This window comes from Pseudoalteromonas rubra, from assembly GCF_005886805.2.
Classification (GTDB): domain Bacteria; phylum Pseudomonadota; class Gammaproteobacteria; order Enterobacterales; family Alteromonadaceae; genus Pseudoalteromonas; species Pseudoalteromonas rubra_D.
Genome location: NZ_CP045429.1, coordinates 3,204,138 through 3,216,732, shown reverse-complemented (window position 1 = coordinate 3,216,732; position 12,595 = coordinate 3,204,138). Strand labels below are relative to the sequence as shown.

General features: G+C 48.7%; 9 protein-coding genes. 5 read left to right on the top strand and 4 right to left on the bottom strand.

Annotated elements, in window-relative coordinates:
• Window positions 1-104: 104 nt before the first annotated feature.
• From CWC22_RS13990 to CWC22_RS13980, 3 genes are read right to left on the bottom strand one after another with little or no spacing between them, the layout of a single operon-like run.
• Window positions 105-2,753, bottom strand: coding sequence for a PEP/pyruvate-binding domain-containing protein (locus CWC22_RS13990; RefSeq protein WP_138537641.1), 2,649 nt, complete (start codon window positions 2,751-2,753; stop codon window positions 105-107).
• Window positions 2,753-4,777: a DUF6041 domain-containing protein gene (locus CWC22_RS13985; protein WP_138537640.1), complete on the bottom strand. Its 2,025-nt coding sequence runs from the start codon at window positions 4,775-4,777 to the stop codon at window positions 2,753-2,755. Before CWC22_RS13985 ends, CWC22_RS13990 begins: the two co-directional genes overlap by 1 nt.
• A gap of 2 nt (window positions 4,778-4,779) precedes the next feature.
• Window positions 4,780-5,934 carry an acyl-CoA dehydrogenase family protein gene (locus CWC22_RS13980; RefSeq protein WP_125559952.1) on the bottom strand — a complete coding sequence of 385 codons (1,155 nt, stop codon included), beginning with the start codon at window positions 5,932-5,934 and terminating at the stop codon, window positions 4,780-4,782.
• A 652-nt stretch (window positions 5,935-6,586) separates the two neighbouring features.
• Between CWC22_RS13980 and CWC22_RS13975 the strand changes: the two genes are divergently transcribed.
• From CWC22_RS13975 to CWC22_RS13965, 3 genes are all read left to right on the top strand, one after another.
• Complete coding sequence (locus CWC22_RS13975; RefSeq protein WP_138537639.1) at window positions 6,587-7,492, top strand: DMT family transporter; 906 nt, start codon at window positions 6,587-6,589, stop codon at window positions 7,490-7,492.
• A 137-nt stretch (window positions 7,493-7,629) separates the two neighbouring features.
• Window positions 7,630-8,097, top strand: coding sequence for a winged helix-turn-helix domain-containing protein (locus CWC22_RS13970; protein ID WP_138537638.1), 468 nt, complete (start codon window positions 7,630-7,632; stop codon window positions 8,095-8,097).
• A gap of 309 nt (window positions 8,098-8,406) precedes the next feature.
• Window positions 8,407-8,913 carry a proteasome subunit alpha gene (locus tag CWC22_RS13965; protein ID WP_138537637.1) on the top strand — a complete coding sequence of 169 codons (507 nt, stop codon included), beginning with the start codon at window positions 8,407-8,409 and terminating at the stop codon, window positions 8,911-8,913.
• On the opposite strand, the gene CWC22_RS13960 is transcribed toward CWC22_RS13965, so the two are convergent.
• Window positions 8,861-9,583: a hypothetical protein gene (locus CWC22_RS13960; protein WP_138537636.1), complete on the bottom strand. Its 723-nt coding sequence runs from the start codon at window positions 9,581-9,583 to the stop codon at window positions 8,861-8,863. The genes CWC22_RS13965 and CWC22_RS13960 overlap by 53 nt on opposite strands.
• Before the next feature lie 180 nt (window positions 9,584-9,763).
• On the opposite strand from CWC22_RS13960, the gene CWC22_RS13955 reads away from it, so the two are divergent.
• Both CWC22_RS13955 and CWC22_RS13950 read left to right on the top strand, forming a co-directional pair.
• On the top strand, window positions 9,764-11,137 hold the full coding sequence (locus CWC22_RS13955; protein WP_138537635.1) for an MATE family efflux transporter: 1,374 nt from the start codon (window positions 9,764-9,766) through the stop codon (window positions 11,135-11,137).
• A 118-nt stretch (window positions 11,138-11,255) separates the two neighbouring features.
• Window positions 11,256-12,575, top strand: a complete 1,320-nt coding sequence (locus tag CWC22_RS13950; protein ID WP_171045030.1) for a response regulator — start codon at window positions 11,256-11,258, stop codon at window positions 12,573-12,575.
• Window positions 12,576-12,595: the final 20 nt, after the last annotated feature.

The following is a 12,595-nucleotide window of genomic DNA, read 5'->3' as shown; positions in this document are numbered from 1 at the left end:
AAAAAACTGCACGCAACGACCCGCAACGGCGGCAGCACGCTACTTGCCGTTGTATTGTTAAGTTAAATGTTGAGATGCGGGCCTGTGGCCCGCGATGGATTAGATTATTCCCGCTGAATGATCACCGTGCCCTGATCTCCGTCGAGGATCAGCGTGTCGCCACTTTTAATCGCCTGGGTTGCACTGTGTAAGTTCACGACAGCCGGAATGCCAAATTCACGTGCCACAATACAGCTGTGAGATAGTGTGGACCCGATGTCCGTGACAACTCCGCTGGCGAGTGCAAATAAAGGCGTCCAGCTGGCATCGGTAAAGCGTGCGACCAAAATCTCTCCAGGCTCCAATTCACCAGCCTGTGCTTGCAGATCGGTAATAACCCGTGCCTTGGCGACTATCTTGCCGGGGCTGGCGGCCAGGCCACTCATCGAATCGCTGTGTGTTTGTGCCGTGGTCTTCATTTTTGGCGTATATGGGCCAATGATTGCCATTGGTGGCTCTTCAGCATGCAAGTTGAACAAGTGACTGTGGCGATTGGCATTGAGCAGAGATTCGCTGAATGCCTCAGCGGCCCCCATGCGTCCGGCGACATAATCACGCAGGCGGTTGAAATCGATATAAGGCAAGTCGGCTACTTTCGCCAGATTGTCTCGCTCCAGGCGCGACAGTACTTCAAGAATGATGCAGCGATAGAACCAGGTCTCTGTAATAAAGGTAGGGCGAGTCGCTTCACGGCGCTCTGCCATAACCCCATATAGTTTGATAATGGTCTTAAGTTTAAAGCGCGCACCGGCGGGTAAAGCTTTAAAGAGTTGCTCGCTGTCGGCTTCGCGCAAGCTTTCGGTCTCTTTGAGCTTCTTCTCCAGATCGACCGGGTGTTTCAGGTACATTTTCATGACCTGTAACAAGTAACTGGGATCGTCACGCCAGCGTGGAATACTCAATTCAAACTCCTGACGGCCACGGGCGCCAAATTCGAGCAAAAAGGCTTCAAATGGCCCCTGCCAGAATGGTTGCCCCAGCGGATGCGCGGGGAGGATGCTTACCAGTTCTTCAGCCTCAAAACGTTCAAACACGGCTTTTAGCTCAGGATTACTCTGAACCTGTTCGACAAGATCCAGGATCCCCCGTGTCACTTCTATGGTTCGCAGGTTGTTCATGGAGGCTTTAATGCGATTTTGCAGCCCTTCGCCTTGATCTTTGAAGTGTTCTTCACAGGTCTCAGCCAGTGCATCGTACAGCGCAAATGACTGTAAAAAGAAAGGCATGTAAGCGGCGCAGGAGTCCAAAAAGTAGGTGTCGATTCGGGTCAGCTCTTTGTCCAGCTCACTGAGTGACATACTGGGCAAATCCAGCGCCAAAAAGCGCTTCGTTTCGCTTTCGCGCAGTGCAATCATGTCATCCACGATTTTACCGGCATTGCGCATATTGTGAACTTGCTGTTTTAACCAGTGCCAGGCACTTTTCGCATAATCCCAGCCCTCTACACCAGGTCCATAAGGGTTACGGTAGTTGCTGAAATCGATATCTGACGTCGCATAGCGGGTGGTGAACTTCATCTCATCCCGGGTGGGCGGGCACTGGCGCAGCATGTGTGCGGAGCCGGAGATATTCAGATATACCTGACCCTGAATGTAGCCCATATAAACTTGCCAGTCGCTGATGTCAGCCAGGCCCATGGTTTTGATGGCCGGGCCATGAATGTGCTTCTGATAGAACTCACAAAATGACAGGCCGAGTGGGGTCATGAGTCCAGTGACGATTTCACCGGTGTCCATACGAGAAAAAAATGCCCCCTCTTTAATACGTTGATCCTGCTCCCAGGGGTTCGCATAAATGGGTTCTGCTTTACTGGCCTGAGTGGTGACCGGGCGGGCCTGGAGTAGCCAGATCTTGTCATCCTTCAGGGCCCACTCGATGTCCAGTTCGGTCTGATAGAGTGCCTGTGCCTGCTTAGCCAAAGTGAGCAACTGTGCGAGCTGAGCTTCGTTCAGGCTGGCTGACTGCTGTTGCGCCTCTGGCGTACTTAGCAAGGTAACCTGGCCTTGTGCGTTGCGCTGACAATATTGAGGCTTAACGCGGATCTCTTGTTGCAGCAGCTCACCGCTGTCTTTGTCGAGGATAAAGCTGTCGGTACTTACTTGTCCGGATACCACACCTTCACCCAGGCCCCAGCAGCTATCTATGACCACTTTATTGGTGTCGCCACTGAGCGGGTCCTGAGTGAACATGACTCCGGCAGCATCAGCATCCACCATAGTTTGTAACACCACGGCAATGGCGGTATCCGCAGCACTGCTGTTGCGATATCCGGCAGCACGTTCTGCCCACAATGAAGCCCAGCATGCGCGAACTTTTTCCATCACACTGTCGTTACCCTGCACATGCAGGTAAGTTTCGTACTGACCAGCAAAACTCTGGCTCTGGCCATCTTCGTCGAGGGCCGACGAACGAACGGCTATTTGTGCATTGTCGCCCAGTCCCTGATAGGCTGATGCAATGGCAGTACGTAACTGCTCAGGAATATCGGCACTGAGGATAGTATCTCGCACCTTATCCAGCTCAGGCGCACTGAGCAAGTCATCCGGCAATGCGGTGTTAACAAAGGTTTGATAGGCCTCTGCAGTGATGCAAAAAGCAGGTGGGACGGGCAGGCCTGCACGGATCAGATGATTCAGTGAGTGGCCTTTGCCGCCTAGGTGACCTAATTCCAGTTGTTCGTTGCCACTGAGGGCGACGACGAGTGATTGGCTCATTATACCGTCTCCTTATTACGCGAAATGGCGGTTGTATCCGTATGTTGTAATGCGCGTTTAATTTGTGTTGCAGCCTGTTTGCCGGCAAAGATGGCACTTTCAAGGTTACCTATCCCAACGCTGTCCTGATTGGCAAAGTGCACGCTAAAATGTGGTTGTGAGGCACTTTGAAATAGGCCGCTGGCCTGTTGCCCAATGACCGAAGTGACCAAGGCGTCAGGCCAGTACCAGATCTGAATGTCTTCAACGATGCGCGGGTCAACACCGATATTATTTAACATCAGTGAGATTTCGCGGTAGGTCTGCTGCTGCAATCCGGTAAAGTCGTTTTCTGCTGTGCGCCCTTGTCGTTCTTCGCGTGTCGTTGGTTTGAGCAAGGTCAGCACGCCGCCTTCGCTGCGGCTATCGCTGTCCATCCAGTTAGCGACCAGGCAGGTACCAGCTTTACACCAGGCGTACGGTTTCTCTGGGCGGTCGGGTTCAATCAGGTAACCGCCAAAGGAATGGCTGAGCACCGGGCGTGATAACAGTGCATTGGCGAGATAATAATCTTCGTGACGAATGGCTTTGATGGCCTTGATCTGGGTTTCTGGTAGCGTTGGGAGCCAATCTGTCACGTGATGCTTGGGCGCGGCCCAAATCAGCTTTTTGGCTTTGACCGAGATATTATGGTGCTGTACTTTGGCGGTCAGTTGCACGCTCGCTTCGGTATTGTCCAGATTGGTCAGTACCACATCGCTCAATAGTGTGATGTTCGTTTGTTTGTGCAGGTGGGCAACCAAAGCTTCGCTGATATGGCCATTACCGCCTGGTAGGGTGACTAAATTGCCACGCAGATAACCAACGAGAAAGTGCAGGCCTACGTAGGCCGAAACTTCATGGATATCCAGACACTCGACTCTGAGCGTGGTTGTTACCGCATTTTCAACCAGCTTGCCGAGCTTACGAGGTGGTTGTAAATGCGCTGGGAATGATGCGGTTTTTTCCGGCTCGAACAGATAACTGTATAAAGATAGGCAGTCCAGCTGCACCATTTCTTCTTTGCTCCAGCCAGTTTGTTCATGCCAGGGCACGTGTGGGAAGCGATCTGTAGTGGCAGCAAATTCGTCAAGAAACTGATACAGGTCAGCGAAGATGGGATCGCCCAGTTGCTTGGCGGCAACAACATAAGGCTTTCCAATCAAGGCGTTCAGCAGTAGCTGGCCTGTTAACCCCCAAACTGATGGTTTAAGCAGGTAGCTGGGAAATTTTATAAAGCCTAAAGTGATCTCATTGAGACACTTGAGCAGTAGAACTGTATCGAAGAAAACTAACGTATCTTCGGCATTGGTTTTAAATTTATTTTGCAGGTCCAGTTTAGTCAGCAGCTGATCCATATCTGAGCCTGGCACGGGCTGTTGGAAACACACCCCGGCAATCGGATGCGATAGTGAGCGATGACTGTTACAGCGCGCATTACCGCCGAAGGTGGGGCTTTTCTCCAGTACCAGTACACGCTCTGTGGTAAATTCGCTGGCGGCGGTCAGGCCTGAGATACCAGCACCTATGATGATCACGTCATACTCATCTGCCAGCTTCGGTTTGTCGGGTGACTTTGCTTGCGCTTTGGGTTTGGCAAAATCCTGGCTGGCAAATACACGTTTAGTAGCAGTACGGCGAAATTGCTGACGTAACATCGCCAGTGCTGCGATGATAAAAATGGCATCCAGCGGGATCACTTGTGGCTGAGAGCGATGCAGTAAGGTGATGAAGACTGCCATCATGACAAGCTGGCCGTAGATCACAAAGCGCGTCCAGCGTGGATTGAGCCATAACACCAGACCTGAGCCAAATAGTGCGATTGCGACAATTACATTGGTGATATCACCATGCTGGGCTAACAGATTACTGATCCCAGCATACCAGGTGCCCTGATTGGCTGCGGCTGCTTGGCGCAGAATGTCGGGGACATTTTCTAATTGTGGAAATGCTTTGGCCAGTCCGGCCAGCATATAGAGTACTGCAAAGATCCGTTGAACTAGCATGTTCAGGCTCCTCTTAAGCCAAGTTTTCGGGCGATGATCTCGCGTTGAATATCATTGGTGCCGGAGAAAATACGGCTGGGCAACGTATCCAGGAGCACCTGGACAATGCCCATATCCGCATCGATTGCAGCGCCACCAAAAGTGGCAATGGCATCCAGTGAAGACTGGACGGCGTAGTCCGAAATCAACAGCTTGCTCATAGCAATGTCAATCTCAGCATCTTGTCCCTGGTCGTATTTCCAGCCTGCGCGATAGAGCATCAGGCGACACTGCTCAAGGCGCAGTTTGATATCAATAATACGGTTAGAAACCGACTGAAAATGACCGATTTTTTTACCAAACTGCTTGCGCTCAGTGGCATAGTTCAGCGTGCTCTCAAGTAACCTGTCCAGGGCACCAACAAACAGTGCAAACAGACAGCCTTTTTCCCAGATCATAGAGTCATGAAAGATAGCGCCGCCAGCTCCTTCAAAACCGATGCGTTGTGATTCGTTGACAAACACGTTGTCAAAAAACACATCCCCCATCGGGCAACTGGCCAGACAGTCTTTAGATTGACTGGCACCAGTTGACAGCCCAGGCGTGTCCTTGGGAATGATGAAAGCGGACACCCCCATAAAACCGTGGTCGGGATTGGTTCGTGCGTAGGCCACGAACACGTCGGCAACAGGCGCATTGGTGATGTAGGTTTTCTGGCCATTAAGCCGGTAGCCACCCGCTTCTTTGACGGCAGTCGTTTTCATACTGTAGATATCTGAGCCAGCACCAGGTTCGGTAGCCGCATTGGCTGCGATCAATTTTCCCGCAACCAGTGGTTCAAGAAAGTCCCGCTTCAATTGGTCACTAGCGAAACGTGCGAGGGGCATCACGCAGGCAAACAGATGAGCACACAGGGAGAATGATAAACCGAGATCGCGGCTGCCTTTGCCCAGTGCCTCTACCATTAACATGGTGTTGAGTGCCCCCAGATCTGCACCGCCATAGGTTTCGTCTACTGCCAGCCCGGTGAAGCCAAATTGGGCAGCCTGCAGCCAAAGCTCAGGTGCGAAGTGATGATTGCGCTGACGCTGGTGCGCATCCTTGTCGAGCACCTCTGAAGCAAAGCGAAGCGCGGAATCGTATAACTCGGTTTGATAGTCGGAAAGCTGAAAATCCATAATATTGCACTTTGAGTTGGTTGAAATACTGCTTTTGCATTAAACGCTATTATGGAGACTTGTTAATGTACCTGTCAATCCTGTTAACTTGTGTTTTTTAAATGTTTTATTTAAGTTTTAATTTTGTGGTTCACATTTTCTACATGGTTTTATGGTAAATGCTTCAACAATATGTTTTTTAAGGTTATTTTATTTTATTGTTATATGTATTTATAACAGGGTCAGAACTAGGTTGTAAACTTTTATTGTTAAATTATTGTTTGTTTTGTGCTTTTTTAACTGTGGCGCGATTAGAGAAACGAGTAAAATTTGTTCAGTAGGGCTATTCTGGGTTTTGAGTTTGTATAAAGGTGGGAGGCTGACTTTTTGCCACTGTGATTGGCGAGATAGCCGACAGACAATAATTTTTGGATATCAGCCATTGACTTTGGTATCTGGCATGATAAAAAGGTTGTTCATTAATAAATAAGAATAAATTCATGACTCTTATCACCGTGTCTACATCGCTTACTACCTGGCTGAATAATTTGGCCTGTGTGTGGCGTGTTGTTTGCGGTTTGTAGGAGTCACTTACTAACCGCGGCAGTATCAGCGGTTAGTCATCATTGTGTATTTCCAGCCTCTTATACTGCCCCGATTTGGGGAGTTCATTATGCCAGTTCAGGCATCTTACATTCTGGTTATCATCATCTGGTCCACAACGCCGTTGGGCATTGTGATCAGCAGCGCGGGAATGTCACCAACGCTGAGTGTTTTCTTGCGCATGGCCATCGCTCTGGTGTTGTGTTTTATCATCGTATTGATTGGTCGTTACCGGGTTCCCGTATCCAGGCAGGCCTGGGCATTATATAGCTATTCAAGTTTAGGTATTTTTGGCGGTATGTTATTGAGTTACCTCGCCGCACAAACCGTACCATCGGGTGTGATCTCCTTGATATTTGGTCTTGCGCCTGTGTTATCTGGTTTGCTGGCACAGCGATTACTGAGGGAGGCCAGTTTTAGTATCATCAAGTGGCTGGGATTAGCTCTGTCTATGGTTGGTTTGTACCTGGTCTGTATGTCACAACTCAATGAGTTGGCTCTGGCACCTCAAGGTTTGATGTATGTACTTGGGGCGGTGAGCTGTTTTAGTCTCAGTGGTGTGATGATAAAACGCGTGCAACTGTCGATCCATCCACTGGCTTCTACCTTTGGTGCATTGCTACTGGTAACACCTATGTTTGGTTTGGTGTGGTGGTTCAGCGATGGTCAACTGAATGTGCAAAGCTGGCAAGTCAGCTCCGTTTTGGCCACTGTGTATCTCAGTGTCTTTGGCTCTTTGGTTGGGTTTATTGCTTATTTTCACGTGCTGCAGAAACTTCAAGCCAGCACAGTTGCGTTGACTACGTTAATCACTCCGGGGTTTGCCATGCTGTTAGGTGCCTGGATCAACAATGAACAGATCACACTGACTTTACTGGTCGGGGCATCAGTGATTATGGTAAGTCTGGCAGTATTTCAGTTTGGTGAAAGCGGCTGGGCAAGCCTGACCAATAAGCTAAAAAGGCAAATGTTATAAATCGTTACATTGGAGTACTGATCCGAGGTTGGGAACATGTTAAGCTTGTTGAACTAACAAAAGGGACATGTCGTTGATCAGATGGTCATGTGCTCCCTGTAATGTGACAATTATTATAATTATAAAGCTGAAGGACGATGAAGTTAACATTCCAAGATTTTGAGTTTGACTGCCAGAACCTGGCATTGTCAAAACAAGGCCGAAAAATAAGTATAAAAGAAAAGCCAGCCATGTTGCTGGGGTTGTTTTTGTCTGACCCTCAGAAGATCTATAGCAAAGCTGAGATCCTTGAGCATGTATGGCCAGGCAGAACGGTCACTGAGCAAGTAGTGTTCCAGAATATTGGCCACTTGCGAGCGCTGTTTGGTGATGACGCGATTAAGACTTTCTCCAAAAAGGGTTATCAGTGGCAACTGCCTGTACAGCCATCCGAGCCCGTTGAAGCACAACTCGAGGCCGAGCAAAAGCCAGCTCAACCTGTGACTGAACCGAGCGCTGCAAGCGCTGAACAGCTTTCAGAAGACGTGCAGAGTTTACCCTGGAAATGGTTGGCGCCTTTGGCAGTTTTGATTGTCGGGATAGGTGTTGTTGCGCTGATGGTTTAAGCGTAAGTTTATACTTTTACCTTGATTATCAGCGCTGTATGGCTGCGTTTTAAGCTAGCCGGGCGATGAGGGGTTGCTGTTGTCACGCAGGTGTGGCCGCACCCTAGTGTAGGGCTTGTGAAGTCAAGTGCAGACAACTCGTCTTCAATGATGTATTGGTTGTTAATGTTGTATTAATTTTTTACTCCTTATATTGATGTTTAAACCGGATGTTCAGCAATTTATTGTGATTATCAGGTCAAAAAGGCCCGGTCATAGCAATAAGATTAGGTTATTTTTGAATTGAAGGAACATCACTAAGGAGCGCATTTGACAACCATCGCCTACCATCATGACTCAAGAACCATCTGCACTGACAGCCTTACCTCGACCAGCCAAACTATTGTGTCCTGGGCAACACGCAAGTGCCATCGTGTAGACGATGGCTATGTGTTTGCATCAGGCAATTGCGCCGAAATTGAACATTTGCTGGCTCACTGGCACGATAATCAGTTTGATAAAATCACTTGCACCTTCTTTTTTGTTGATGATGAGGGGGCTGTATTCTTTGGCGAAATTCGCCATGGCCGTCGTTTTCTGGAGCCCTTGTCTTTAAACTGGGCAATTGGCAGTGGGGCCAACTGGGCAATCGCTGCGATGGACTTTGGCCGCTCTGCATTTGAGGCCGTGGAATACGCCTGCCTGCGTGACAAATCCAGTGGTGGGACTGTCATGACTTACCGTCATGATGAAAGATCACTTTGGCTACACACGCCGATAACGTCTAATTCATCCTTGATAGTGAACTCACTGGCACCTGGTAATAACTGGCGATAAGCGTGAGGCGATGCTGGTTACCTGGCATCCCTTCCATGTTTGGACCACTCAGGTGAGCCATCACTTTATTCAGGTTGTCATTGTTTACCCCATTTAAGGTGCGCAGGGCCTCGCATAACGCCAGCCAGGCAGTCAGTTCGTGCTGAGGGAGTTCGTGGGGGAGTGGGTTGAAACTCAAATAAACTTCCAGTGCATTGAATCCCTGATGATTGCGTACAATTAATGCTTCGGCCAAAGATTCATTGCGCTCAAAAAGGAGCAGTGAGCGGATATAATTAAATGGGGGAAGCGGGTTTGCAGGATTGGCAAACAGGCAGTGCAAAAATGTATTGCCTTGATGATTTGTTGCGTTAAATGCACTTGCAGCCTGCAGCGCTGGCATAAAAAAGTCGACTCGCTCTGTGGTATTGATCCCCGCAATCACTCCTGTCGGCAGGCCATGTTGGCTGATACAGTGGGCAGTGATATTTTGGTAATGTTCATAGTTTGATGTGTGATTGCTGGCTGCTTCAAAGCAGTGCCTGAGCTGAGCCGTGCGTTGCGTATCAGTGGCTTGTTCATAGCAGTGTTTTATGCGCGCCAGATTGTGACTATGTATCGCCTGGATCATGTCTGTCACCGCCACAGTGGTATCTTGAGATGTGTGCGCTTTGTTAGTGTACTTTGCCATAAATATTACCTTTACCAACAGAGTGTTCAGTATGCCACATACTCATCGTCTGTATAGATATGACAGTGACATAGTTTGCCTGCTACACCTTTTGCTATCCCACATGAGACGCAAAATAGTCAATGACGAGTTAAAAATAAACGGTACAATGGATAAATGAATCATACAGGAATGATTTTAATGAAGGATCTGACTCAGGGGAAAATCGTTACCCACCTTATTACTATGGCCGTTCCGATGGCGATTGGCATGTTTATCCAGACGCTGTATTTTCTGGTTGACCTGTATTTTGTTGGGGCGTTGGGGGCAACTGCGCTGGCAGGCGTGAGTAATGCGGGCAGTGTGTTCTTTTTTATCATGGCCCTGACTCAGGTTCTAAACATTGGGTGTGGCACTTTAGTGGCTCATGCGGTTGGCAAAAAGGACCGTGCTGAGGCAAACGCATTATTCCATCAGAGTATGTTAATTGCCGGATTTTGCACCGTGGCGTTTGCCTTGCTTGGCTATGTATTTGGGCACATTTTTTTCGAGTTTATGACGCCTGACACCGCGACTCGCCAAGCAGCAACAGAATACTTTTACTGGTTTCTGCCCGCTTTATTACTACAGTTTGGGCTCACCGTCACGGCAGCTGCACTGCGCGGAGCGGGAGTTGTTAAGCCCGTTATGTTGATTTCGATGCTGGCGGTGGTCCTGAATATTATTTTGTCGCCCATTTTGATATCCGGTTGGGGGACGGGCAATGCCCTGGGTGTGACAGGGGCAGGACTGGCCAGTTCTCTGTCTGCGTTCGCTGCTATGGTGATGACACTGTGGTACTTCATCAGTAAAGTCGATTATCTGAGTCTGCCGAATAAAGCACTGCGCCCTGATCGCAAACGGATCCTTCAGGTAATTAATCTGGGGTTACCGTCAGGCGGCGAGTTTTTACTTACTTTCATGTACATGTCAGTGATTTACTGGGCACTTAGTCAGTTTGCCGCGAGCGCTCAGGCTGGATTTGGGTTGGGTGTCCGGATCATGCAAGTGCTTTTTTTACCCGTTATGGCCGTTGCATTTGCAGCCCCTGCCATTGCCGCCCAAAACTATGCTGCTGGTAAATATGACCGGGTACAGCAAACCTACCGCTATACCAGTATACTGACATGCGTGCTGATGACCATACTCACGCTTGCATGCCTGGTTAATGCAAGCTGGTTTTTTGCTCCATTCAGTGATGAACCTCAGGTCATATTGGTTGCCGCGACGTTTTTAGGATATGTGTGTTTGAACTTTGTCCCAGCAGGTTACACCTTTACAGCCTCGGGTATGTTTCAGGCGCTGGGTAATACTTGGCCGGCGTTATACAGCACCGCCAGTCGATTTGTGTTGTTTGCGGTGCCCGTTGTCTGGCTGGCAGGGCAGCACGACTTTGAGATTGAGCAGATCTGGGTATTTTCTGTAACGACTGTATATTGTCAGGCTGTCATCAGCTATCTGCTACTGCGTCGAGAAATGAACAAAAAATTGGTGCTGAACGAAGCCGAGTTAATGCCACCACCTGTGCGTAGCTGATCGCGCAAACATCTCATATATGAATGCCGTGCACAGGCATTAGTATAAACACCTCTGCTTGGACTATCCTTAAAGTGCAGTCAATGAATTGATGGTCACCGAGGCTCAGGAGACAGGTATGCATAAAGGTGAGGTGGATTACGGAGAGCGACATCCAAAAGTGATAATGATTTGTGATGATGCGCACGAAATGGTGGGTGTTTGCAAGGTTATCAGTTCTCAGGTTACAGCGTTTAGAACCTTGGAGGGGACCCAAGACGCATATAAAGTAATCCAATCGGGTAAGCCGCCTGTGCTTATTTTTGCTATGTTGCACGTTAAGGCAAGCATCGAGTCATACAGTGCTTTGGCGCGCAGGGGCGTGCTAGATTACCCGCATAAGAGTATCTTGTTATGCGAAAATAAAGAATCGGGGGTCGCTTTTCGGTGCTGCATCAAAGACATATTTAATGATTACTTTGTTTTTAAACCTATGTATGAAAATTATCGGCTCAGGATGATCTTACATAATATGTTGCAGCAAGCCGAAGACACGCAGCAGATCACTGAACTAAAAGAAGAGCACTTCGGCCGAATTGATAACGGGTTGAAACAATTGATTGATCAGGCGGCTAACTACCGGGTTAACACTGAACAGTCTTTTCTGCAAGCCAGAGCATCATTAAACGAAGCGCAAGAAGAAGACGAAATAAAAGCGCAAATGTTGCAGCAGTTAAAAGAAAAACACGTCTTACCTTTACTGGACATGTTGCAGCAACAGTTGATCAAAGACATTCAACAGATCACTCAGCAACTTAATGACAGTCATTTTACCCTCAATGAACTTGTTGACATGTTCAGTGGCTCACAGGCGTCGGCATTTACGTCTGTTCTGGACCACGGTGGTGCGCACAAAGAAGCGCTAGAACACGCCGAGCAGGCGCACATTGAGCATGAGGTACGTGAGCCTGATGCACACGAGTCCATAGCACCGTCTCATGTGTCGGGGAATCATCATGACGAACACTCAGAGCACGATCACGCCTTTGATGCTGCGCAGGTGTCTCAGCCCGTGATGCCCACGGATAAACGGATTATGATAGTTGAAGACAATGAAATCTATCGAGAAATGATCTCAGGCATACTTCGTGAGCAGGGCTTTTCGGTGGATGGCATGGAAAACGGGCTAGCCGCGATCAAAGAGCTAAGAAAGCATCGCTATGATATGATTTTCATGGACTTATTTATGCCGGGTCTAGATGGTTACAATACCACAAAGAATGTCCGGGCTATCGAACATTGCCATGGCATACCCATTGTGGCGCTCACCAGTAATCGCAACAAAGACCTGATCAGGAAATGGGCCTCTTTGGGCCTAGGTGGCTATATTGTGAAGCCATCAACAAAGCGCAGTATTCTGGATGCGGTAAATAAGTTGTTAGGCACGGAGTGTGCGTAATACCAATTTCACTCAATACC